Genomic DNA, 22,636 nt, shown 5'->3' on the forward strand with positions numbered 1-22,636 from the left:
TTCAGATCTCAGAAATAAAATCTTTGGAATTTGGAATTTTTAATCTTACTTCAATTCAAACTTCGCCTCAAGCGTCTCGTTGGAGTTCGTTCCGACAAAGACCTGGAAAACGCCTGGTTCCACCACGAAATTCCCGTCGTTCCCGAAGAATCCGAGTTCTTTTTCCGTCAGCGTGAACGAGATTGTTTTGGATTCGCCTTTCTTGATGGCGACCAATTCGAAACCTTTGAGTTCCTTTACCGGACGCGCCAAACTCGCAATTTCGTCCCGGATGTAAAGTTGCACGACTTCCTTCCCGTCGAAATTTCCCGTGTTTTTGACTTCTACCGAAACCTTTACCGATTCTCCTTTTTTGTAATCCGATTTGTCGAGTTTAAGGTTCGAATAAGCGAATTTGGTGTAACTCAATCCAAATCCGAACGGAAACAACGGCGTTTTTTCCACATCTGAATAATGCGACCAAAAAACGGTTTCGGTCTTGTCAGGTCGGCCGGTGCTGTAATTGTTATAGTAAATCGGGATTTGTCCAACATTTCTCGGGAAAGACATCGGCAATTTCCCCGACGGATTGTAGTCGCCATACAAAACCTGCGCGATCGCGTTTCCGGCTTGGGAACCCAAATGCCAAGCCTCGACAATGGCGGGAATGTTGGCGTTCGCCCAATCCAGGATCAACGGTCGGCCGTTGTTGAGAACCAGCACGACGTTTTTGTTGACCTTGTAGATTTCCTCAAGCAATTCCTGTTGAACGCCGGGCAAATCGAGGTTGGTGCGACTTCTGGATTCGCCGCTCTGGAATCCAATCTCTCCCAAGACCATCACGACGACGTCGGCAGATTTCGCTGCATTTTTAGCCGATTCGAATCCGCTTTTGTCTGTCGTATTGATGTTGACCTCGTTGACGAAAGCCGTTTGTCCGACCGAAACATCGGCGCCTTTTTCATAAACCAACTCGTTTCCTCTGTAATTTTTCAGACCTTCGAGCACCGACACGGCAGAATTGTCGTCAGCGGCGATTCTCCAACTTCCGAGCGGACTGTTCTTGTCGTTGGCCAAAGCTCCGATAAGCGCGATTTTTTGTCCGGATTTCTTGAGCGGAAGCAGATTTCCGTCGTTCTTCAAAAGCACGATCGATTTTTTGGCCATTTCGAGAACCGCATCGTGGTTGGCTTTCTGCCCGATGGTTTTCTCGCGTTTTTCGTCGCAATAACGATATGGATCGTCAAAAAGCCCGAGTTCGAACTTGACGCGTAAAATCCGCTTGACGGCGTCGTCCACAACCGAAAGTTCGACCTTTTTATCGGTTACGAGTTTCACGAGATTGTCGACATAAGCGTTCGATTCCATGTCCATGTCAGATCCTGCGATGGCCGCGATTCTGGCCGCTTCGATGTTGTCTTTGGCGAATCCGTGGGCGATCATCTCGCCTATCGAACCCCAATCGGACACGACAAAACCTTTGAAACCCCATTTTCCCTTGAGAATGTCGCGTTGCAAAAACTTGTTTCCCGTGGCCGGAATGCCGTCGAGAATGTTGAATGAATTCATGAAAGTCCTTGCTCCGGCGTCACTCGCGGCTTGGAACGGCGGCAAAACGACGTTGTACAAAGTGTTGTTTCCGATATCGACCGTATTGTAGTCGCGTCCCGATTCAGCAAATCCGTAACCCGCAAAATGTTTGGCGCAGGCCGCGATCGTGTTGTTTGCCGACAGGTCTGAACCTTGAAAACCTTTGACTCGCGCTTGGGCGACTTTGGCTCCGTAAAAAGGATCTTCGCCCGCGCCTTCCATTACGCGTCCCCATCTGGCATCGCGCGAAATATCGATCATAGGCGCAAATGTCCAGTTGATTCCGGCTGCCGAGGCTTCATCCGCTGCGACGGCCGCCGATTTTCTTATCGCATCCAGATCGAAACTCGCGGCTTCGGCCAAAGGAATCGGGCTGATGGTTTTGTAACCGTGGATCACGTCGAAGCCGATAATCAACGGAATTCCCAACCGCGTCTGCTCGACAGCGATTTTTTGAACTGCTTTGACTTCCTTGACGCCGCGCACATTGAGCATCGAACCGACACGGCCTTTCTTGAGATCTTCGTATTTCTTTTCAGCAGAACCGCCTTTAGGAGCCGGCCCTGTGACGTTCCAAAAACCGTTGTATTGGTTCATTTGCCCTACTTTTTCCTCGAGCGTCATTTCCTTGAGCAGCAAATCGACACGTTGGTCTATCGTTTTGGATTTGTCGTTCCAAGTGCGTTTTTGTGCCGACACACCAACAAAAATCAGCAAGGCGGCGGCAATCGTAAGTTTTTTCATTCGAAATTTCGTGGTTATAGCAGTTGTATTATTCGAGAAGTTTGTTGAAAACGGGTTCGAGTTGTTTGGCCATTTCGATGTGGTCGCTTATGTCCGGATGATTTCCGCAGCCTTTTGGCGACATCGGTTTGTACTCGAAAAGTTCTATCGATTTGTGAGCCGAATCGTCTTTGAAAGAGGCGATTACCAACTTAAGACATTTGACCAACGTCGCGTTCTTTTGGCCGGAAACCATAGGGCTTGTCAACAGGATTATCCTTGTTTTCGGATAACGCATGTAAACCGTTTTGATGAATTGGATGTAATTTTCGACGTACTTCTTCTCGTCGAACGCAGCTCTCGTTTTTTTCCCGTCTCCGTCAGATAAATCGTTCGTGCCGAGACAGATACTCACGACATCAGGCTGAAAAAAGTTGTCGAATCGCTTGGACGAATCCTTGTTCAGGTACAGATTTCCGTAGACGTCAGGCATATTCGCCTCGTCTTTGTGCTCGTCGTTCCAGTTGCGGTACATGCCGATTCCCGAAACCGAACTCAGCAGAAAGTCGAACTTGAGCGAGCGCGACAAAACCGGTCCGTATGCCCAATAAGCGTTGTGCTGATCGTACCATTCGCCTGTTCCGCACGGATAATCTACGGCGTCGTTGCCCATTCCGCAAGTGATCGAATTGCCGATGAACTCAACTTTTTTCTTGGCCCAAAACCTGAATTTGGTGATTTTATCGGCTTTCGCTCCTTTGAAAATTACGGTTCCGTTTGAGGCTTCCGTCGCTTTGAAAATCCGGATCGTGTGCCGCTTTGACGGTCGTTTTACGGGAATTCTGTAGTCTTTCGATTCGCCTTCGATCCGGAATCTCCCCACGTATTTGCCGTCGAGTTCGACGCTCACATAGTTGTGTCCGGATGGACTTTCGAGCGTGACCGAACATTTGTCGGAAGCGAAGTAAAAACTCACTGACGCGCCCGATCCTATCAATACGACATTTCCGTTTTTGTCGATTTCCGTGCGTCCGGCGGGCGTAAATGGTGAGTCGGTTTTTGGTGGCTGATGGCTCGTGGACACCAAAAGGAAAAGGCTGAGCGCAATTGTTCTGATCATAGCTGTCGTGTTTGACCGTAAAAATAAGGGATTTTTTCAGTAGCTGAATTGTGCTGTCGTTTTTAGATTTCTTGAAAAAGCCAGGTTTTGTAACACGCGCCAAGAGCTTCCTGCGGTCGCTTTGGCTTGTGAACAAAACTTTGGCGTTTCCTGCGAAAGGCTAACCACTTGCATCCGGGCTAGGTTTTGGTGGGAGCGACGAATGCTGCATTTCCAAAAATTACTGTCAGCAACGGTCACAAAGAATCGCGGACATCACAGTACTATAGTTTTTATGATAATTTTTGTGACATCGCCATAAGCCACGAATGCACGAATTAATTGAATTCGTGCATTCGTGGCTCTTAGTAATTTGTAAGTGTTTGCCGAGAGCACAAAGTTGTAAGAGTAGATCTTTTTTTAGTAAGCAAAAGTCGAATATGAATCGCCAATGACAGAAGGCCTTTCAGCCTAAGATAGACAAAGAGAATTTGTGCGATAGGAAAAAACAATCTTAAATTTCATTGCCACGAAAACAATTTGGACTACTTTTGCTAACGTTGTTAGATTTATTTATTCTTGTTATGGGAAGTAAAGATCGGATATTGCGACAAAAGGAAGATACGAGGACCAAAATCCTCGACGCTGCCTATAAGATCGTGAAAGCAGAGGGATGGCAAGGATTGAACATGCGAAAAATCGCCGACGATATCGAGTATACCGCTCCGGTTATCTATGAGCATTTTTCGAACAAGGACGCCATTCTCAAAGAAATTACGAAAAAAGGATTCCTGCAGCTTTACAATGAGCTGAAAGATCTCAAGGAAAAACATTCCTATCCGGATGCGCTGTTGGAAGACATGTGGATGACGTTCTGGAACTTCGCATTCGAGAACAAAGAAATGTACCAGGTGATGTTCGGAGTTGAAATGGCTTGTTGTATGCTGAAAGTCGCTGAAGCGGAATTGCAATACAACTTGTTCCTTGAAGCGATAGGAAATGTGATGCCTGGCTATGCGATTCCCGATGTCGTCAAACAGAAGTATTTCATGTTTTTCTCTGTCGTCCACGGATTGATTTCAATCAACATCGTCGCTGACGGACTCGGAAACGAAATGAACAGACAGATTTTGAAAGATGCAATCAGCGGAATCATACTGTCGGTGAAAACGCCGGTAGTCAGTTAAATGCCGGTAGTCAGTTAAATTTGACGACTGATGATTTCGAGAAAATTGGCAAGTCTGGTAGCGTTCCATTTGAGATGTAACTGGAAGTCGAATTGAGTAAGCAAACTAAGTATTTTGCTTTTTTTTAAAGAGATGCCTAACGTTGTTAGAATTATTAACCCGACTATAGCTTAGTTGCTGAATCGACATCTAACAGAGTTACCTCACTGGCCAACAATATTTTAATCAAGAAAATCTAGCGTCGCCGTATTTAGTTTACTAACACTGTTAGATTTAATAACATAAATAGTTTAAATGACTTACTTCAATACTGAAAAGATAAATAATTCGATACATTTAATTAACATCGTTAGAATATCTAACGTGATGATATAAAATTTTTGATAATAAACAATAGAAAACAAATCAATCAAATCAACGCTATGAGAACTACAACTAAAAAGTGCAAAGGTTGCATCCGCTTGCTGGCTCGTGCTAATATTGAGATTGGCTCATAGCGTGTACCTGACGTACGAACCGGATTCTCTGACGAGTCGCGCTTCGTATCAAAAGAGTTCAAACCAATCCCACTTTAATCACTACACAAAATGAAAAGTAATTTGTTTTTATACGCAATCGGAGCGCTCGTTATCACGGCTTGTGCCCATAACCAAGCCAATGCTCCACAGGCCGAAGCTCCTGCCCTTCCGGTAATCAGCATCGCAAATACCGACGCCGTGACTGACGCCGAGTTCCCGGCAGCACTTCAGGGCACGGTCGACATCGAAATCCGTCCGCAGGTAAGCGGGAATCTCGACCGCATTTTCGTCGACGAAGGCGCTTATGTTACAAAAGGCCAAACCTTGTTCAAGATCAACGAACAACCTTTCCGCGAGCAGTTGAACAACGCCACGGCACAACTTCGCGCCGCCGAAGCCGCACAAACCAACGCCCAATTGGAAGTAGAAAAACTAACGCCGTTAGTTGCCAATAACGTCGTTTCTGATTATCAGTTGAAATCAGCCAAGGCAGCTTATAAGGTTGCGTCCGCGAATGTCGAGCAGGCAAAAGCGTCTGTCGGTTCTGCCAAAATCAATCTTGGCTATACGAACATTACCGCATCGGTAAACGGTTATATAGGACGTCTTCCCAAAAAACAAGGAAGCCTCGTCTCGCCTGCCGACTTCGAAGCCTTGACGACTTTGTCTGACGTTCACGACGTTTACGCCTATTTCTCTTTGGGAGAATCTGATTTCATCCGATTCAAGACCGACCACGAAGGCGCGACATTGAACGAGAAATTGAAGAAACTTCCACCGGTAAAATTGGTGCTTTCGGACAATTCGGCTTACGAACAACCCGGTCACATCGACATGATCGACGGACAATTCGACAAAACCACGGGCGCCATCACTTTGCGCGCCAAATTCCCGAACGCCAAAGGATTGTTGCGCTCCGGAAACACAGGAAAAGTCCGATTGAGCCTGCCGCATTCCGATGCCGTTCTCGTTCCTCAGGAAGCGACCATCGAAATCCAGGACAAAATCTTCGTGTTCGCCGTCGACAAATCGAACAAAGTTTCGAAGCAACCCATTACCGTTTCGGGCAAAACCAACAATTCGTATATCGTTTCGGGTGGCATAAAATCTGGCGACAGAATCGTCTTCAAAGGATTCGACAACCTTCAGGAAGGCGCGTCCATCAAACCGGAAGAACAAAAAATCCTGGCCAAAAACTAAGCCAAAACCCTTTGGGAAAATTGTCTCTCCGATCGCAAAACCGCGGTCGGACAGGACTTCCCTATTCCATTTACAACAGTTTAAACTCACACACAAAACATGTTCAAGAAATTCATAGAACGTCCCGTTTTGGCGACCGTGATCTCGATTTTGCTCGTGATCGTCGGAATCCTGGGACTCACAAGACTTCCGCTCCAGCAATTCCCTGACATCGCGCCTCCGGCCGTTCAGGTGACCGCTTTCTATCCGGGCGCGAATGCCGAAACCATCCTTCGCTCCGTGGCGCCTTCTCTCGAGGAAGCGATAAACGGAGTCGAAAACATGAGCTACATGAGCTCGACCGCCAGCAATGACGGATCACTCGTAATCACCGTTTACTTCAAACTCGGAACCAATCCGGACCAAGCTGCGGTGAACGTACAGAATCGCGTTTCACAAGCCACGAGCCAACTTCCGTCAGAAGTCGTACTTGCCGGAATCACGACAACCAAACAGCAGAACAGCCTTATCATGGTCGTCGATATGTATTCGGAAGACGAAACCCAGTACGACCAGACGTTTTTGGCCAATTATGCGCAAATCAACATCATCCCTGAAATCCGACGGATCCAAGGCGTTGGCCAATCGATCATCTTCGGCGGAAATAAGGATTATTCGATGCGCGTTTGGTTGAAACCTTCACAGATGGCGTCTTATAATCTGACTCCGAAAGAAGTCATCGGTGCGATCCAGGACAAAAACCTTGAGGCCGCTCCGGGAAAATTCGGCGAAAGCAGCAAAGAAGCGTTCGAGTACGTGATCAAGTACAAAGGAAAACTCAACAAACCGACCGAATACGAGAATATCGTCATCCGATCGAATCCTGACGGATCGGTTTTGCGCCTCAAGGACGTGGCAAAAATCGAGTTCGGAGCTTACACTTACGGAAATTACACGCGCACCAACGGAAAACCCGGAATCAACATCGCGGCCATGCAACTCGCCGGATCGAACTCGTCCGAAATCCAGATCGCGATTGCCAACCTGATGAAAAAAGCCGAAAAGGACTTTCCGAAAGGCGTGAAATATCTGATCCTTTACAACACCAAAGATTCACTTGACGCTTCTATCAAGCAAGTCGTGTCGACTTTGGTGGAAGCTTTTATCCTGGTTTTTATCGTCGTTTACATTTTCCTCCAGGATTTCAGATCGACGCTAATTCCGGCCATTGCCGTTCCCGTGGCGATTCTTGGGACTTTCTTTTTCATGAACATCTTCGGATTCTCGGTAAACCTTTTGACTTTGTTCGCGTTGGTTTTGGCCATCGGAATCGTCGTGGATGACGCGATCGTCGTCGTCGAGGCCGTGCACGCCAAGATGGAACACCGACATTTACCGCCTAAAGCAGCCACCATATCAGCGATGAGTGAAATAACGGGGGCGATCATTTCAATCACGCTGGTCATGGCGGCCGTATTTTTGCCTGTCGGATTCATGGAAGGGTCGACCGGCGTTTTCTACCGACAATTCGCCTTTACGCTGGCAATTGCGATCGTGATCTCGGCTTTGAACGCTTTGACGCTCAGTCCGGCGCTGGCTGCGGTTTTCCTCAAGGAAATTCACCACGAAGGCGATGAGGCGACCAAGAAAAAATCGTTCAAACAGAAGTTCTTCATCGGATTCAACCAAGGATTCGACAAACTCACCACCAATTACGTCGGAAGCCTGCGTTTCCTTACGCGCCACAAATGGTTGAGCCTTGGCGGACTGGCCGTGATCATTGCCTCGACGATTTTCATGGTGCAGAGAACGCCAACAGGATTCATTCCGTCGGAAGACCAAGGATTCATCGCGATTTCAATGTCGATTCCGGCCGGAGCGTCGCTTGACAGAACCACTAAAGTCGTGGCCGAAGCCGAAAAGATCTTACAGAAACTTCCTTCGCAACGCACCGTGATGGGCTTGTCAGGATTCAATATGTTGACGCAATCTTCGAGTCCGTCGTCTGCCGTGGCTTTCGTTTTGCTCAAAAAAGCCGGAGAAAGAGGCGAAATTGACGATGTTAATGAGATCATGGGCGACGTCCAGGCCAGATTGTCGGCTATAAAAGGTGCGAATTTCTTCGTCTTTACGTTCCCGACGGTTCCCGGATTCTCGAACATCGACGGACTTGACTTCGTGCTTCAGGACAAAACCGGCGGAAGCCTGCAAAAATTCTCGGGCGTCAAGGACAAATTCCTTGGCGAGCTCATGAAACGTCCCGAAATCGCCGTGGCTTTCTCTTCATTCAAAGCCGATTTTCCGCAATATGACATGGAAGTCGACGATGTCAAGGCCGAACAATTGGGCGTCTCGGTAAAAGACATCGCCCAAACGATGCAGGCTTATTTCGGATCGGCTCAGGCTTCCGACTTCAACCGATTCGGGAAATACTACCGCGTCATGGTGCAAGCCGACAAGGAGTCAAGAAACGAACTCGCGTCCCTCGACGGAATTTTCGTCAAGAACCGCACCGGAGAAATGGTTCCGATCAAAACGATCGTGAAACTCAACCGCGTCTACGGACCGGAAAATGCCTCGCGCTACAACTTGTTCAACTCGATCGGGATAAATGCGATCCAAAAACCGGGTTACAGTTCGGGTGATGCCATTCGCGCAGTCGAGGAAGTTGCCGCACAGACGTTGCCTTTCGGTTACGGATACGAATTCTCGGGAATGACACGCGAAGAGATATCCTCAGGCGGACAATCGACCACGATTTTCATCCTGTCGCTGTTGTTCATCTATTTCCTTCTGGCGGCACAATACGAAAGTTACATCCTGCCACTTGCCGTCATACTGTCGATTCCGACAGGGGTTTTCGGGGTTTTCGCAGCCATCGGCCTGACCGGAATTTCGAACAACATCTACGTTCAGGTCGCCCTCGTAATGCTTATCGGATTGCTGGCCAAGAACGCAATTTTGATCGTGGAATTTGCCGCACAACGGCGACGATCGGGCAAATCGCTGGTTTCCTCGGCGCTCGAGGCTGCCAAGTTGCGTCTGCGTCCGATCATTATGACCTCGCTTGCTTTTGTCGTCGGTATGATTCCGATGATGTATGCAAAAGGTCCGTCGGCACAAGGAAACCACTCGATCTCGATTGGCGCGGCAGGCGGAATGATTACCGGAGTCGTCTTTGGGGTTTTGATCATTCCTGTGTTGTTCATCGTATTCCAATACCTGCACGAGAAAGTCTCGGCAAAAAAACCGGTTGCGGCTAATGTTGAAGCCGTTCCAGTCCAAATCTGATCTCATGAAAAATCACATAAAACTATTGATGACAGGCGTTCTGCTACTCGTTTTGAGCGCCTGTAAAGTCTCGAAAGACGTGGAGACGCCCAAAGATGCGACGCCGAATACGTTCCGTTTCAACGACGCATCCGGCACTGCTTCCTTTTCTGTCGCTAACACTGACTGGCGAACTTTTTTCACGGATGAAACGCTGCAAACCCTTATCGACAGCGCGTTGGCAAAAAACAACGACTTGCTTGTCGCCCAACAAAACATCGAAATTGCGAGATTGCGTTTGGGTCAGGCCAAATGGGGAAATGTCCCGACTTTGAACCTGCAGGTTGCCGCGAGTTCGACCAATCCGTCAGAAAACAGCTTGAACGGATTGAGTCTGAGCCAATTCGTCGGCCAACATCACATCGATGATTTTACGACCGCCGGATCCTTGAGTTGGGAAGCCGACATTTGGGGAAAGATCAGGAACCGCAAGAAGTCGGCGTTGGCGCAATATCTGCAATCGGCGGAAGCCAAAAACGCACTTCAGACGATCATCGTCTCGAACGTTTCAAAAGGCTTCTACAACTTGCTGATGCTCGATTCCCAACTCGAAGTTGCCCGCAAGAACCTCGATCTCAACGACCGAACTTTACAGATGATCAACCTCAGGTACGATTCGGGACAAGTGACGTCTTTGGCCAAACAACAGGCTGAAGCACAGAAACTTGTGGCCGCGCAACTCATTCCGTTTCTCGAACAGCAAATCGCGATCCAGGAAAATGCTTTGAGCGTACTTACGGGCAGTTTTCCCAAAGCGATCGACCGCAAATCTTCTTTGGCCGCCTTGTCGGTTTCAGACAAATTGGATGCGGGCGTTCCCAGCGAAATGGTCGCGACACGGCCTGACGTAAAGGCTTCCGAGTTGTATCTGCAACAATGGAATGCCGAAGTTGGCGTGGCGAAAGCCCAGTTGTATCCGACGCTCACGATTTCCGCGACAGGCGGCGTGAACTCGTTCGAGGCCAGCAATTGGTTCACGATGCCCGCTTCCCTATTCGGAACGGTCGCCGGCGGACTTACACAACCTTTGCTGAACGGAAAGCGTCTCAAAACCCAATATAAAGTGGCGAAGGCCGAACGCGAAAAAGCGGTGATCGGTTTCAGGCAGTCGGTTTTGGTGGCTGTGGGTGAAGTTTCCAACGCCTTGGTTTCGATCGACAAACTCAAATTGCAATACGAAGCCGCGGACGGTCGTCGACTACAGCTCGAAAAAGCGGTCTCGAATGCCGATATGCTGTTCAAATCCGGAATGGCCAATTACCTTGAAGTCATCACGGCTCAGGACAATTTACTGCAAAGCGAACTTCAGGTTTTGGTCCAGAAAAAGGCCAGACTCGACGCCAATGTAGACTTATATCGCTCTTTGGGCGGTGGATGGAAATGAGTTTCTTGTTTTCATTTTGTGTGGAAAGCTCTTCTTCGGAAGGGCTTTTTGCATTTTAGCCTCGGATTTTTTTTGGAGTTTTGCCGCTGATTCTTTTTTGCCACGGGCGAATTTACTGTCTCAAAAAATCAGTTGGAAGCTTGGCCACGACAATCTTACTGCCAAAATCTATTCGTGCATTCGTGGCTAAAAATCCAAAGAAAATTGGCGGATTCTTACCGCATAAAAAATCAAGAATTTGCCGCGAATACGCGAATTCGCGGTTTAAAATCGATGCTAAATTGGCCACAAATACACAATGTATCTACTGCCAGAATCTATTCGTGCATTCGTGGCTAAAAATCCAAAGAAAATTGGCGGATTCTTACCGCCGAAAAGGCCAGGAATTTTGCCGCGAATTCGCGAATTTAGTTTCAGGGCGCTGGAGAATTCGCGGTTTAAAATCGATACTAAATTGGCCACAAATACACGAATGTATCTACTGCCAAACTCTATTCGTGCATTCGTGGCTAAAAATCCAAAGAAAATTGGCGGATTCTTACCGCATAAAAAGTCAAGAATTTTGCCGCGATTTCGCGAATTGGCGGTTTAAAGATTCAGTCAGAAGTTGGCCACGAATGCACGAATGTGTTTTACCTTCGAAAAATGTGTTTGCTTCCAAAATATATTTTTGCATTCGTGGCCAAAATCCAAATAAAATTGGCAGATTCTTACGGCCGAAAAAGCCAGGAATTTTGCCGCGAATTCGCAAATTTAGTTTCGGGCGCTGGAGCAATTCGCGAATTCGCGGTTTAAAATCGATACTAAATTGGCCACGAATACACGAATGTATCTACTGCCAGAATCTATTCGTGCATTCGTGGCCAAAAATCCAAAGAAAATTGGCGGATTCTTACCGCAGAAAAGGCTAGGAATTTTGCCGCGAATTCGCGAATTTAGTTTCAGGGCGCTGGAGAATTCGCGAATTCGCGGTTTAAAATCAGTCGGAAATTGGCCACTACCCGAGCAACGCGAACTGGCGCGAGCAATACGGGAATTTTTCGGGGTTATCCGAAAACGAAAATCAGTCGGTTCGAGGAAGTTTCGGAAGTTTGATTTTGTGCAATTGCTGCTTTTTGTTGACCAGAAGCGGCAAATGGAAACGTTCGTTCGAAAGGTAAAAATCGTATCCGTTGAAACTCGTTATGCCTTCTGTCTGCCGGAATGACTTCGTGAATCGGTACTTTTGGACTTTCGCCGAGAAGAAGTTCGTCGATTGGAAATTGGAAAAATCGAGGATGAAAGTCCGCAATTGGTTGTCGTATCCGCAAAGTACAAGCCGATGCAGGCTTTCGTTGAAGTACGCGCCGGTAGCGAAAAAGTTCTTTTGTCTGAATTCCGATTTGTAGCGCGCCACGTGATGTCCGGGCACTTTCGGAATCGAAAAAACCGCCGTGCGATGCTTTTCCTTCGTGAACAAAAACAGGCTGTCGCCGCTTGCCACCAAGGCTTCGCAATTGTAATTGATGAACTTTGTCGAATCGGACTTGACCGACGGCCAATGGAAAGAAATCGAATCGATAGCGATCTTGTTTTGCAAAAGCGGCTTTTTCTCGACGCGATAAATGTTGAGATGCGTGCGCACGTTGTAGTTGTTTCCAACATCGGCTACATAAAAATAGGTGCTGTCCTGAGTGATGTCCTCGAAATCGCGGTTTCTCACGGGCAGTTTCCACTCGTGCAGGATTTTGCCGTCCTTGGGATCGAGCGCGTACAAAAAAGCCTTGTTTCCCGAATCGTTGTGCGTGAAGATCCAGCCGTTCCAAGCCTCAAGACCAGAAGTTTCGGCGACTTTTTCCGGAAGTTCCAACGTCTTTTTAGACGTGATCCTGACGGTCTTGGATTGTCCGAAGACGAGCATCGGAACAAGGAAAAAAAATAGGATTTTTGGCATCGGATTACTTCAGGCGCGCCACCTCATCTTTCGAAAAAGCCTCGGACAGCTTGGCATAGTTGAGCACGAGCGCTTTCACTTCTTTGGACGACTTGGCAAAGTTAGCCAAAATCACGTTTTTATCCTCTTGTATCTTGTCGCGATAATCGACGATAAACGGAACATTTTCCTGAACGCTCATGCGGATCATACGAATTTCAATATCTTTCGGGCTCGCCGCGGCCGCCGCATCCATAAATGCCGCACCTTCTTTCATGAACGAAATCTTGTCCGGAAGGAAATTCGAGTGCTTCGATTTGAGCGCCATCGAGCAGCCTTTGTAAGCGACAAGCACTTTGTTGGCATCTTCTTTGGCGACGTCCTTGACCAATTCGGCGAACTTCATCGCGGCCGCCTCAGATTTCGGGGAAGCGATGTAAGCCTTGCGAACTTGGGCAATGTCGAGTCCGACTGTAAAAAATAGTGTAGAAAGGAAAAGTAAGGTGGCCTTCATGCTGTTTGGTTTTTACGCAATATGGTTTGAATTTACGCAAAAACGATGTAGGATTTTTGGGAAATGTTGCAGGATTTTACCTTTCGATCCATGGATTTTCGAATTCCGGACGGACGGATTTTCTGACAATCTTAAGAGCCGTCGCCAAAATTGAACGTAAGATTCAGAAATCCCAGCAGGTTCGCGTGCTCGACGTCATACTTTAGGGTCAACGGCACCCAAAGGTCTTCGAGTAACCTGATGCGTATTTCGGCGTTGGCCAGAACACTGTTCTTTTCTTCATCGGGAAGAACGTTTTTTAGAACGGCGTTGAATTCGCCGTAGAATTTCGTTTCGAAAATGCTTTCCGCCTTGGCATTCTTCAATTTGATATTGACACCAGCCTTGCCGTTGAAAGCTGTACGCGGTAAGTTGACGTTGCCTGTGTCGGCATAAGTGAATTTCGCCCTTAGATCAAGTTCGATCCAATTTTTTTCATCACCTCTCAGAAAAACGCTCTCGAAGTCGACTCGCTCGAATTTGTTTCGCGTGTCGGTAGCACCTTTTGCACTTATCGTCCACAGTGGCTTTACAGCGGTCGCACTGTAAAAGTTCGCCAGGTCGGCGTCGCGTTGAGTGATTAGCGCCTGAACCGTCGCCAGCTTTGCGCCGTTCAAATCTACAGCACTCGGATCGGCGAAAATCAAAGCATCCAGATCTTTTATGACTTGGTTGTAGGCCGGCGTCCCGAGATTTACACCTGAATGGATTGCCGCGTAAATTTCGTTGATGCCATTTTCGAATTCGGCCTCGGATTGGAACAACGGCAGGTAGTTCATTTCATCCAAAGTATTGATCTTACTCTGAAGCAGCTCATTCAGGCGATTTGCATTTGTACCTCGAATATTGACGAAATCGACGTCGCGTTTGTTCATCAACGCGAATTTACCTTCGAGTGCGTAGCCTTTCAGGTTGAAATCATTGTCGAAGTTCACTTTGGCGCCAATCTGTGTGTTCCTAAGAAAAATTATTTTGGAACGCGACATGTTTCTTAAACTTCCATATTCGGAATTCTTCAATGCGCCAAAAAGCGTTGTGTTGAATTCGATATTTTTTTCGTCCTGACTCAGCGTTTTGAAAGCCAATTGGTGGAAACCGGCCAAAACGTCCTTGAAATTTCCAGATTTGGTCTTTTCGACAAGTTCGATTTGATTCAGCGTTTGCGTTTGGGCCAAAGCACCAAAGGAGCAAAATAACAGCAGTAGGCATAATCTTTTCATATCAAGGGATTTTTATTAGGAAAAATATACTGTAAAAAGGTTCCGCGGTGCTTTTCTCCCGTTGCGTTGCGCCCGATAAAGTGACTTTCGTCGTATCGTTTTTTTGATTGGCACCCTGAATTTTGATGTAGTATTTGCCATCCGGGAGATTGAAATCTTTTTCGAAAGACTTGTCGGAACTGAACGTATACTCTTTCTTCGTATCGACCTCGCGTATGTAAACATTTATATCTGAAGGCGGATAAACGGTTCCCACCTCGACTTTTACAGTAAGTTTCATATTTGACTGGTTTTTGGTTACTGTTTGATTTCCTTCGATCTACCTGATTCGCGTATTAATTTTATACTTCAATAAGATATTGACAACATATTGTTTTATCTCAGAACAAAGAGCAGTGACTTTTAATTCGCTGCCAAGGTCAGTCACAATCGATACAACTTTATAGGCTAAACCCTACTAATTCGGACTGTTTTGCCTAGGCATTTCGAAAATCTCCTGAAAACGCATATTTTTCGTTTCCACTCTTCCCAAATCCGGACGAAGTTAGGCAGAATTGTTAAAAAGTAATTCAAACCAACCACTTGCAGGTTAGAAAATTATATGTAGTTTTTGAATCCCAAACAAGTCTATCTTCTTTATTATTCGATACTGTGGAAATCCCTGAACAAATTAGGGTTTTGCCTAATCTGGCTTTTTGAAAATTTGGCAAATTGCAACCAAACAAAAACTGAATAGTATGAGAGATCTTATCGAGAACAAGACATTTTTGAACCTTATGATTGTTGCAGGTGAGCCAATTAAAGACGCTTGCAAGGACATTAGTCTAATCCACGACAGGGATTACGAGTACCAGATTGCATGGCTAAAAGAAAATGATTCCAACATTTGCGCCAGGACAATCGATAAATATGTGTTGGATGTACACACAGTCAATCAAATTTTCACGCAACTGAGCGTGAACGGCACTTTTTTTAAGACCTGGGCTGAAATAACGACAATGTTGTCTGGAACGACTAATTACAGCCATTATGTCGATTTCGCGCTTGACAATAATTCGAATACCGTCACCGGATGGCATAAAGAAACCGAGCATAGCAAAACCGCTCATAGATTTTCTGCCGCCTTTCTAAGAGCGCTGTGGAAAAAATACAAAGATATAACGCCCGGAGTGGACTTTGCCGTTTTTGATTTCGGTGGTGCCGTGGGCAAAGCTTTGGGTGTTGTCTTCAACGGAACCAATTATGCAGTCTACGATTACACTAAACAACCCGCGTTGCATCCATATGAAAAATCCCCAATTTGAAATGTAGATGTTTAGCGACTTTTCTTCGACTGTCATAAAAACGTTGGTAGTGACAACCTTTCTCTGTCAATTAATTTGGGGAAAGAAAGACACAATCGGATACCATCTGATCGCAATTCTGTCGTTGTACACTTGCACTGAAATTGTCACGTCTTTACCCGAGTATTTTCTTCGAGTCGAAACCAGTCTGCTAAACATCAGTTTGATTGCCCAAGGCTTTTTATGGCTGTCACTTTTATCCCAAATTCTAAAAGACCGTGCGCTCAAGGCAATTTCGATATTTTACATTATTGCAGGAGTATCGATTTGCTGCAGCGGACGCGGATTCAGTCAATTCCATTATGCGACTTTCACGTTGGCAGGTTTTTTCTACGTCATTTTCCTCACCTGGCATGCATTGAAAAACCTCAACGAAGAAGCGGTGGCTTTTTTTTTGGCGCCCGAGTTCATATTGCTGTTCGCGCCGGTCATTTTCTTTTTCGGGATGTCGCTGATGTTCGCTTTCGGAAGTCATGAAATCACATCTGCGAAGGTTTTCGAAATCGACATCTATTACATCATCAATCGCACCGCCAACGTTTTTCTCTACGGATTGCTCTTAACCTACATTTTTACAAAACGAAAACAACAATATGAAGTCTGATATTGCGATAGGCATATTGGTCTCGCTGACATTCATCTGCATCATTATCGCCTTTTGCGTCATCCTGATCCGCCTCTATTTCACCAAAATCAAGAAATACACAGCCGCGCTCTACCAAAAAGACCTCGACCTGCAAAAAGCCATTACCCAAACCGTAATCGAGACGCAGGAACAGGTTTTGCAGAACATTTCACAGGATTTGCACGACGACGCTGGCCAACAACTCACTTATATCAACTTTCAGATAGAATCCTTGCGGCTCGATTCGGCTCAGTACAATGTGGCTTTGGAGCCGATGTCAGAGGCCGTCCAAAAGCTTTCTTCGTCCATCAGGAATTTGAGCCACGCCTTGAGCAACCAGCTTTTGATTACTAATGATCTGGTGAAAGCCATAGCATCCGAGGCCGAAAGACTCAAAAATACCGGGCGCATAGACGTCGCGTTTTCGGTTGCGCCCGGTTTCGACAAAGTGTTCGACGCCAACGAAAAAACCGTAATCTACCGCATTTTTCAGGAGTCGATGAATAACGTGCTCAAGCATTCCAAGGCGCGTTTTGTCGACATCACGCTAAACTCCAATCCTTTTGAAATGGCGATTTCAGACGACGGACAAGGTTTCGCGACGGACGCAAAATTCGGATACGGGCTTTCGGGCATGGAAAAACGCGCGGAATCCATCGGATACAGATTGTCGGTCGAATCGATTCCTAACGCGGGAACAATCATCAGAATCATCCAAAACCAATAAATATGGAAAAAACGACAATCGGCATTATAGACGATCACCACATCGTGCGCCACGGGCTCAAGGAATTGCTGCACAAGGTGGGCACTTACAGCGTCACGCACGAATTCGATAACGGAGAAGATTTCCTGCAAAAGCTTCCGCTTGAAGAAAAACCCGACATTTTCATCCTCGATTATTCGATGCCGCGAATGAACGGGATCGAAGTCCTTCAGGCGCTTGAGGAAAAAAACGAGGAGTACAAGGTTTTGCTTCTTACCCAACATTTTGACGAACAGATCATCGACTCGGCTTATCACCACGGAGCGCGCGGTTTCCTTCACAAAAACTGCACGGCTCACGATCTGAAATTCGCCATTGACAACATCGTGAAAATCGGTTACAACAATGTTTCTGAAATTCTCAAGCGCGTCCGCAATTACGATTCCTCGAACCACAACGGCAAAATTCCCAGCGTGAATCTTTCGGTACGCGAGATGGATTTCCTCAAGTTGGTTTGCGACGAAAAAGAATACACTTACGACCAGATGGCCGATATCATGGGCTTGTCGGTCAAATCGATCGAGGCTTATCGCACCGCTTTGTTTGACAGATATGACATCAAATCGAAAGTCGGATTGGTGCTTTTCTCGTTCAAACACAGACTTACTCCGCCTTTCAACGACTGATTTTGACTGCCTTCCCAATATCAAGTAGGACTTATTGTTTTCGCAGCCATCCCGAATCGAATGTTACGATAGATGATGTCGGAGCACCACAATCGCGTAACTTCGTGAAAGCTTCAAAATACAGTTCAACTTATGCAAAACGTCAGTCTGATTTCGAAAACCCAAGGAGAAAAATTGCCGATTGCCGGAGGCGAATACAGAATTATCGTCGACGGAAGCCAGACCGACGGCGCATACGCGATGATCGAAATGAACGTTCCGCCAAACGGTGGCCCGAATCCGCATAAACATCCGGGTTTTGAGGAAACTTTCCTTGTTTTGGAAGGCGAGGTTGAATTCACGTCCGAAAACGGCAAATCGATTGCCAGAAAAGGTGATTTGGTGCGCATTCCCAAAGGCGGCCCGATCCATTGTTTCAAAAATAAGTCTGGTGAATCTGCAAAATTGCTTTGCACGGTGGTTCCGGCGGGCTTGGACGAGTTTTTCAGAAAGGCCGCGGTCATTGCCGAGAATGCATCCGCGGAAGCGTTTCCATCTGAAATGAAACACCTCTCAGAACAATCCGGCCAAGAGTTGTTTCCTCCCGATTACTTCGGCTGATCCAAATCTATCGTGCAATTTTTCAAGACAATCCTATAACAAGGCATAGGGCGCGCGACTTTACCTTTGTAAAAACATAAAACAACATCACATGAAAAAGTTAAGCACTGGCCTTTTTGGCGCGATATTGCTTTCTTCAATTGCTTTGACGTCTTGCAAGAAAGAAACGACAACGGTAGAAACGACTGAAACCGACACTATCGTAACGGCAGAACCTGATACGACGGTAATTACGAAAGATACCGTAGAGGTTCAAACGACAGACACGACAGTTATCAAGAAATAACGAAGTCGAACCAAAACAAAAAACCCGGATGATTCGTCCGGGTTTTGTTTTTACATCCTTTTTCCTATCAAGGTTTCCCCGTCGGAGAACTTGGCATGGACGGATTCGATGGAGAAGTCGGGCTTCCCGGAGTCGTTTGTGGCGTTTGCGTGCCTTGCGACTGGGAATTCGGCGTCGTCGGTTGGTTCGGATTCGTCGGCGTGGTTGGCGGCGGCGGCGTCACGGCTGGTTTCGGACGCGCTGGATCGGTCGAATTGTTTTGTTGCATCGTTGGTGACGACGTTCCCTTTTGCGTATCCATCGTTGGAGAATCGACCTTTTTCGTGGTTTTATTTTTTGTTTTACCTGATTTGGTCGAGTCGGTCTGTGCGTTTGCCACGGTAAAGAACATCATGGCGCAAATCGCGAAAATCAATTTTTTCATAGTTGTGTTGTTTTGAATTTCCATAAAGATAAGATTGTCGATGGCCTTATATCTTACACAGTTAGCGCTGATCGTTGGATGGTTTCCGAATCTGCAATCTAATTAATATGAGGAAGTTGTAAGCATTCGACAAGAAGTTGCAATCGATTGCGGATAGATTTTGCGAACTTTATCTGACAACAAAAAACCACCACTATGGAAACTCAAAACCAATGGGAAGGACGTGAAAACGAACGCCTTTCCAAATACGACGAAAGTAATGAAGCGACGAACGACAATCCGATGAACGACAATTACAGTTTATCCGATGCAGAAAACCGATACCAAACCGAGACGCGCATTGAGGCGAACGAGCCTGATCTCACAACTTCGCAACCGATGTCTGACGACGAAAAATACAGCAACACTTATGGTTCGAGTTCAGACAGCAGCCGAAGCCTTCTGACCAGAGGAAACGAAATGGTTTTTGAAAACGACCACGAAGGACAGTCTTTCGACGATTCATGGGATGCGGCGGCAAGAGACGAGCGCCAGGAAACTTATGAGGAAGAAAGGCGAAGACTGGAAGCCGAGCGAAAATACGGCGGTTTCGACAGTCGGGTATAAAAGCACAAACGGGATAATCTCCCGTTTTTTTGTGCCCGAAAAGTTCTTGTCTGGATATATCGAAAATCAAACGTTGAGGAAAAAAGTCTCCTTATTCATTCCCGCCAAATGGAATTGCCAGTTCATCTTGAGCACGTATTTGAGCACGCGCTTGAGTTCGTCGAAATTACTGGGTTTGTGGATGTAGACGTTGGCACCGAGACTGAAAGTTTCCTCGACATCGCGCGCTCGGTTCGAAGTCGAATAAATGGCGATCGACACCGAATCAAAACGGTGATTCTGCCTGATCTCGCGAAGACATTCGATTCCAGACTTTTTTGGCATGTTCAAATCCAGGAAAATGATGTGCGGTAGTTCTTCGACTTTTTCCAGATTTTCCAAAAGTTCGACCCCGTCCTCGAAAATTTGCAATGAAGTTGCTATGGTCTTGACTTTTTGGAAAGCATCCGTGAACAAAGAGCGGTCGTCGGAATCGTCGTCGGCCAACATGATAAGCATTTTTTGGTCGGCCACTTTTTCGTCTGTAGCTTTAATCGATGGCATTCTTTCGGCGTTTTATGATGTTTCTGAAATCGGAAAGCGTGATTCCCGTCGTCTTTTTGAACTGTTTTGAAAAGTGTCCCAAACTACTGTAACACAACGATTCGCTGATTTCCTTTAGCGAAACCTCGTCCTCGATTATCATGCGTTTTGCCCGTTCGATTCGCATCAGGATTACATACTGCTCGATCGAACAATGCGTGATGGCCGAAAAAATGGCCGTGAGATAACCGTAACTCAATCCGAAGATTTCAGTAAGATGGCACGACAGCGTCTGTTGCAGCTGTTTTCCCGAAATCACGTTCTCGAAAAGCACGTTCTTGATGCGTTGCACCAAACACTCCCTTTCGTCTTCGATGATTTTGAGGCCGTATTTTTTCCAGGATTCGTCCAATGAAGCTTTGCGCTCGTAGAAAACCTCATTCGGAATCTCAAAATATCCTTCACCGCTCTTGACGTAAGTTATCTCGAACTGGTCAAGCCGATCCTGGATAATCCTATCCAACGGCAACAAGGAATTACAGGAAACGTTGAATTTCATTTCACACTTTTTAGTTGGTTCCAAAAAAAAGTGGAACACGTAATTTGCGCATTCCACTTTCTATTTCACTTTTAATCAAATCATATTTTAAAAAAGATTTCTCCCTTAAGACACGATTGACTCAAAAGGTTTTATAAAGTTACCTCCTAAATTGATGAAAAACCTTGCATTTAAGCCACCTGAGATTACAAGATTGTGTGTTAAAACAAATCAGATATTCAGGAAGAAAGTTTCTTTGTTGAGTCCGGACATGTGAAATTGCCAATTGGTCTTAAGCACGTGACTGATCACTTTCCTGAGTTTGTCGAAGTTACTCGGTTTTTGGATGTAAACGTTCGCGCCTTTGGCCAAAGTGTCTTCGATATCGCGATCTGCGCCCGATGTTGAGTAAATGGCAATCGACATATCGCGCAATCTCGGTATTGCCCTGAGTTCGTCGAGACATTGCACTCCGGATTTTCCCGGCATGTTCAAATCGAGGAACAAAATATGCGGCAATTCCGACTCCTGATCCAGGAAATAATCCATGAGCTCGAAACCGTCCTTGAATAAAGTGAGATTGTGTTTGATCGAAGTCGACTCGAGGGCTTCCTGGAAAAACATGCGATCGTCTGCATCATCGTCTGCAAGCATCACGTTCATCGTATCCCTTTCGTATTTTTCTACCATCATGCTTTTTGACTATTTTTTGTTTTTGTTGTTTGTTATGTGTTGGCCGTCCTTTTAAGTTCGATTATTCGCTTAAAAGACGAAATCGTGAGTCCCGTCGTTTTCTTGAACTGACGCGAAAAATGCTGCACGCTGCTGTAATTCAGGATCGCACTGATCTGCTTTAGCGTAAGCCGTCCTTCGATTATCATTTCCTTGGCGCGTTCAATGCGAAGCAAAATGATGTACTTCTCGATTGAATAATGCGTATGGATCGCAAACAAGGACGAAAGGTAGCCGTAACTCAAACCCATTCGTTCAGACAGATAGTACGAAATCGTCATCAGCTGCGGCTTGTTGTCGTGCACGAGCTCGATCAGGATGTTGCGTATTTTTTGCACCACCTGGCTTTTCTCGTCGTCGAGTACCTCAATGCTGTATTTTTTGAGTAACAAGGCCAATTTGTCGAGTTTTGCCGACGACACGTCATCAGGCAATTCGATCTCACCCGATTCGTGCAACTTAAATCGTATGTCAAGGCTACGTAACTGCTCCTTCAAAATGGCCGTGACCGGAAAATTGTCGCGGCGAATAATGGTGAACCTCATTCGCTTGAGCTCCTGTTTTTGGTTAATTTATACTGTTGCCAATCAAAAAAAAATGGAATACTCCTTCCCGATTATCCCACTTTTCAAAATAGTTCAAGCCTCGAAGGCTGTCTGTGAATTGGCGAATTCTCTGCTGGTAAAGTTTCCCGATTAAGTGTTTGTTTGGAAATAATCGTTCAAATTGAGTGAAGCAAAATTGGGAATATTGCCTACGACCTGTTTACAAAATTCCCATATTCCTTTGCACTATTACAATATTAACGCAATTTTAATGATGGCGGCTATTCCGGCTGACTGGCTGCAAATCCTCGGCCGCGACCGCCTTTTCACAGGTTTTCGCACGAGCTTC

General features: G+C 46.2%; 23 protein-coding genes. 12 read left to right on the plus strand and 11 right to left on the minus strand.

Annotated features, from left to right (window positions below):
* Window positions 1–45 precede the first annotated feature (45 nt).
* Both bglX and EOO49_RS13690 read right to left on the minus strand, forming a co-directional pair.
* Window positions 46–2,313, minus strand: a complete 2,268-nt coding sequence (gene bglX, locus EOO49_RS13685) for a beta-glucosidase BglX (protein WP_290846623.1) — start codon at window positions 2,311–2,313, stop codon at window positions 46–48.
* Window positions 2,314–2,341: 28 nt separating this feature from the next.
* On the minus strand, window positions 2,342–3,412 hold the full coding sequence (locus EOO49_RS13690; protein WP_290846625.1) for an SGNH/GDSL hydrolase family protein: 1,071 nt from the start codon (window positions 3,410–3,412) through the stop codon (window positions 2,342–2,344).
* 563 nt (window positions 3,413–3,975) lie between these two features.
* Between EOO49_RS13690 and EOO49_RS13695 the strand changes: the two genes are divergently transcribed.
* The 5 genes from EOO49_RS13695 to EOO49_RS13715 all read left to right on the plus strand — a co-directional run bounded on the left by EOO49_RS13695 (window position 3,976) and on the right by EOO49_RS13715 (window position 11,581).
* Complete coding sequence (locus EOO49_RS13695; protein ID WP_290846627.1) at window positions 3,976–4,578, plus strand: TetR/AcrR family transcriptional regulator; 603 nt, start codon at window positions 3,976–3,978, stop codon at window positions 4,576–4,578.
* Between the two features lie 587 nt (window positions 4,579–5,165).
* Window positions 5,166–6,296: an efflux RND transporter periplasmic adaptor subunit gene (locus EOO49_RS13700; protein WP_290846629.1), complete on the plus strand. Its 1,131-nt coding sequence runs from the start codon at window positions 5,166–5,168 to the stop codon at window positions 6,294–6,296.
* Window positions 6,297–6,395: 99 nt separating this feature from the next.
* Window positions 6,396–9,566 carry an efflux RND transporter permease subunit gene (locus EOO49_RS13705; protein ID WP_290846631.1) on the plus strand — a complete coding sequence of 1,057 codons (3,171 nt, stop codon included), beginning with the start codon at window positions 6,396–6,398 and terminating at the stop codon, window positions 9,564–9,566.
* Between the two features lie 4 nt (window positions 9,567–9,570).
* On the plus strand, window positions 9,571–10,989 hold the full coding sequence (locus tag EOO49_RS13710; protein WP_290846633.1) for an efflux transporter outer membrane subunit: 1,419 nt from the start codon (window positions 9,571–9,573) through the stop codon (window positions 10,987–10,989).
* A 298-nt stretch (window positions 10,990–11,287) separates the two neighbouring features.
* Entirely contained in the window at window positions 11,288–11,581 is a 294-nt protein-coding gene (locus EOO49_RS13715; protein WP_290846635.1) for a hypothetical protein, read from the plus strand.
* A gap of 471 nt (window positions 11,582–12,052) precedes the next feature.
* Here EOO49_RS13715 and EOO49_RS13720 read toward each other — a convergent pair whose 3' ends face one another.
* The 4 genes from EOO49_RS13720 to EOO49_RS13735 form a co-directional block, all read right to left on the minus strand.
* Window positions 12,053–12,922, minus strand: a complete 870-nt coding sequence (locus EOO49_RS13720) for a hypothetical protein (protein WP_290846636.1) — start codon at window positions 12,920–12,922, stop codon at window positions 12,053–12,055.
* A 4-nt stretch (window positions 12,923–12,926) separates the two neighbouring features.
* The gene (locus EOO49_RS13725; RefSeq protein ID WP_290846637.1) at window positions 12,927–13,415 is read right to left on the minus strand and encodes a hypothetical protein; all 489 of its coding nucleotides are present in this window, start codon (window positions 13,413–13,415) and stop codon (window positions 12,927–12,929) included.
* A 131-nt stretch (window positions 13,416–13,546) separates the two neighbouring features.
* Window positions 13,547–14,674 (minus strand): hypothetical protein, encoded by a 1,128-nt coding sequence (locus tag EOO49_RS13730; protein ID WP_290846639.1) that lies wholly within the window; start codon window positions 14,672–14,674, stop codon window positions 13,547–13,549.
* Window position 14,675: 1 nt separating this feature from the next.
* Window positions 14,676–14,954 carry a hypothetical protein gene (locus EOO49_RS13735; RefSeq protein WP_290846641.1) on the minus strand — a complete coding sequence of 93 codons (279 nt, stop codon included), beginning with the start codon at window positions 14,952–14,954 and terminating at the stop codon, window positions 14,676–14,678.
* Between the two features lie 457 nt (window positions 14,955–15,411).
* Here EOO49_RS13735 and EOO49_RS13740 point away from each other — a divergent pair, with 457 nt between their 5' ends.
* The 6 genes from EOO49_RS13740 to EOO49_RS13765 all read left to right on the plus strand — a co-directional run bounded on the left by EOO49_RS13740 (window position 15,412) and on the right by EOO49_RS13765 (window position 18,920).
* Window positions 15,412–15,978, plus strand: a complete 567-nt coding sequence (locus EOO49_RS13740; protein WP_290846643.1) for a hypothetical protein — start codon at window positions 15,412–15,414, stop codon at window positions 15,976–15,978.
* 49 nt (window positions 15,979–16,027) lie between these two features.
* Window positions 16,028–16,621 (plus strand): hypothetical protein, encoded by a 594-nt coding sequence (locus tag EOO49_RS13745; protein WP_290846645.1) that lies wholly within the window; start codon window positions 16,028–16,030, stop codon window positions 16,619–16,621.
* Complete coding sequence (locus EOO49_RS13750; protein ID WP_290846647.1) at window positions 16,611–17,369, plus strand: histidine kinase; 759 nt, start codon at window positions 16,611–16,613, stop codon at window positions 17,367–17,369. Before EOO49_RS13745 ends, EOO49_RS13750 begins: the two co-directional genes overlap by 11 nt.
* A 2-nt stretch (window positions 17,370–17,371) precedes the next feature.
* A complete protein-coding gene (locus tag EOO49_RS13755; RefSeq protein ID WP_290846648.1) occupies window positions 17,372–18,034 on the plus strand; it encodes a response regulator transcription factor in 663 nt (220 codons plus the stop codon).
* Window positions 18,035–18,166: 132 nt separating this feature from the next.
* Window positions 18,167–18,634: a cupin domain-containing protein gene (locus tag EOO49_RS13760; RefSeq protein WP_290846650.1), complete on the plus strand. Its 468-nt coding sequence runs from the start codon at window positions 18,167–18,169 to the stop codon at window positions 18,632–18,634.
* A 91-nt stretch (window positions 18,635–18,725) separates the two neighbouring features.
* Window positions 18,726–18,920, plus strand: a complete 195-nt coding sequence (locus tag EOO49_RS13765) for a hypothetical protein (protein ID WP_290846651.1) — start codon at window positions 18,726–18,728, stop codon at window positions 18,918–18,920.
* Between the two features lie 67 nt (window positions 18,921–18,987).
* Here the strand turns inward: EOO49_RS13765 and EOO49_RS13770 are convergent, their stop codons facing one another.
* Window positions 18,988–19,344 carry a hypothetical protein gene (locus EOO49_RS13770; RefSeq protein WP_290846652.1) on the minus strand — a complete coding sequence of 119 codons (357 nt, stop codon included), beginning with the start codon at window positions 19,342–19,344 and terminating at the stop codon, window positions 18,988–18,990.
* 195 nt (window positions 19,345–19,539) lie between these two features.
* Between EOO49_RS13770 and EOO49_RS13775 the strand changes: the two genes are divergently transcribed.
* On the plus strand, window positions 19,540–19,950 hold the full coding sequence (locus tag EOO49_RS13775) for a hypothetical protein (RefSeq protein ID WP_290846654.1): 411 nt from the start codon (window positions 19,540–19,542) through the stop codon (window positions 19,948–19,950).
* 66 nt (window positions 19,951–20,016) lie between these two features.
* Here the strand turns inward: EOO49_RS13775 and EOO49_RS13780 are convergent, their stop codons facing one another.
* The 4 genes from EOO49_RS13780 to EOO49_RS13795 all read right to left on the minus strand — a co-directional run bounded on the left by EOO49_RS13780 (window position 20,017) and on the right by EOO49_RS13795 (window position 22,287).
* Window positions 20,017–20,493 (minus strand): response regulator, encoded by a 477-nt coding sequence (locus EOO49_RS13780; protein WP_290846656.1) that lies wholly within the window; start codon window positions 20,491–20,493, stop codon window positions 20,017–20,019.
* Window positions 20,480–21,031, minus strand: coding sequence for an AraC family transcriptional regulator (locus tag EOO49_RS13785; RefSeq protein WP_290846658.1), 552 nt, complete (start codon window positions 21,029–21,031; stop codon window positions 20,480–20,482). Before EOO49_RS13785 ends, EOO49_RS13780 begins: the two co-directional genes overlap by 14 nt.
* A gap of 210 nt (window positions 21,032–21,241) precedes the next feature.
* On the minus strand, window positions 21,242–21,703 hold the full coding sequence (locus EOO49_RS13790; protein WP_290846660.1) for a response regulator: 462 nt from the start codon (window positions 21,701–21,703) through the stop codon (window positions 21,242–21,244).
* Between the two features lie 32 nt (window positions 21,704–21,735).
* Window positions 21,736–22,287: an AraC family transcriptional regulator gene (locus EOO49_RS13795; protein WP_290846662.1), complete on the minus strand. Its 552-nt coding sequence runs from the start codon at window positions 22,285–22,287 to the stop codon at window positions 21,736–21,738.
* Window positions 22,288–22,636: the final 349 nt, after the last annotated feature.

Source organism: Flavobacterium sp., from assembly GCF_004295795.1.
GTDB lineage: Bacteria > Bacteroidota > Bacteroidia > Flavobacteriales > Flavobacteriaceae > Flavobacterium.

Excerpts from the sequence above, each read along its gene's own strand:
- EOO49_RS13700 (WP_290846629.1), top strand. The coding sequence starts at position 5,166 with ATGAAAAGTAATTTGTTTTTATACGCAATCGGAGCGCTCGTTATCACG.
- EOO49_RS13750 (WP_290846647.1), top strand. The coding sequence starts at position 16,611 with ATGAAGTCTGATATTGCGATAGGCATATTGGTCTCGCTGACATTCATC.
- EOO49_RS13725 (WP_290846637.1), bottom strand. The coding sequence starts at position 13,415 with ATGAAGGCCACCTTACTTTTCCTTTCTACACTATTTTTTACAGTCGGA.
- EOO49_RS13790 (WP_290846660.1), bottom strand. The coding sequence starts at position 21,703 with ATGATGGTAGAAAAATACGAAAGGGATACGATGAACGTGATGCTTGCA.
- EOO49_RS13755 (WP_290846648.1), top strand. The coding sequence starts at position 17,372 with ATGGAAAAAACGACAATCGGCATTATAGACGATCACCACATCGTGCGC.
- EOO49_RS13710 (WP_290846633.1), top strand. The coding sequence starts at position 9,571 with ATGAAAAATCACATAAAACTATTGATGACAGGCGTTCTGCTACTCGTT.
- EOO49_RS13760 (WP_290846650.1), top strand. The coding sequence starts at position 18,167 with ATGCAAAACGTCAGTCTGATTTCGAAAACCCAAGGAGAAAAATTGCCG.
- EOO49_RS13730 (WP_290846639.1), bottom strand. The coding sequence starts at position 14,674 with ATGAAAAGATTATGCCTACTGCTGTTATTTTGCTCCTTTGGTGCTTTG.
- EOO49_RS13785 (WP_290846658.1), bottom strand. The coding sequence starts at position 21,031 with ATGAAATTCAACGTTTCCTGTAATTCCTTGTTGCCGTTGGATAGGATT.
- EOO49_RS13735 (WP_290846641.1), bottom strand. The coding sequence starts at position 14,954 with ATGAAACTTACTGTAAAAGTCGAGGTGGGAACCGTTTATCCGCCTTCA.
- EOO49_RS13705 (WP_290846631.1), top strand. The coding sequence starts at position 6,396 with ATGTTCAAGAAATTCATAGAACGTCCCGTTTTGGCGACCGTGATCTCG.
- EOO49_RS13795 (WP_290846662.1), bottom strand. The coding sequence starts at position 22,287 with ATGAGGTTCACCATTATTCGCCGCGACAATTTTCCGGTCACGGCCATT.
- EOO49_RS13775 (WP_290846654.1), top strand. The coding sequence starts at position 19,540 with ATGGAAACTCAAAACCAATGGGAAGGACGTGAAAACGAACGCCTTTCC.
- EOO49_RS13715 (WP_290846635.1), top strand. The coding sequence starts at position 11,288 with ATGTATCTACTGCCAGAATCTATTCGTGCATTCGTGGCTAAAAATCCA.
- bglX (WP_290846623.1), bottom strand. The coding sequence starts at position 2,313 with ATGAAAAAACTTACGATTGCCGCCGCCTTGCTGATTTTTGTTGGTGTG.
- EOO49_RS13740 (WP_290846643.1), top strand. The coding sequence starts at position 15,412 with ATGAGAGATCTTATCGAGAACAAGACATTTTTGAACCTTATGATTGTT.
- EOO49_RS13780 (WP_290846656.1), bottom strand. The coding sequence starts at position 20,493 with ATGCCATCGATTAAAGCTACAGACGAAAAAGTGGCCGACCAAAAAATG.
- EOO49_RS13770 (WP_290846652.1), bottom strand. The coding sequence starts at position 19,344 with ATGAAAAAATTGATTTTCGCGATTTGCGCCATGATGTTCTTTACCGTG.
- EOO49_RS13695 (WP_290846627.1), top strand. The coding sequence starts at position 3,976 with ATGGGAAGTAAAGATCGGATATTGCGACAAAAGGAAGATACGAGGACC.
- EOO49_RS13720 (WP_290846636.1), bottom strand. The coding sequence starts at position 12,922 with ATGCCAAAAATCCTATTTTTTTTCCTTGTTCCGATGCTCGTCTTCGGA.
- EOO49_RS13765 (WP_290846651.1), top strand. The coding sequence starts at position 18,726 with ATGAAAAAGTTAAGCACTGGCCTTTTTGGCGCGATATTGCTTTCTTCA.
- EOO49_RS13690 (WP_290846625.1), bottom strand. The coding sequence starts at position 3,412 with ATGATCAGAACAATTGCGCTCAGCCTTTTCCTTTTGGTGTCCACGAGC.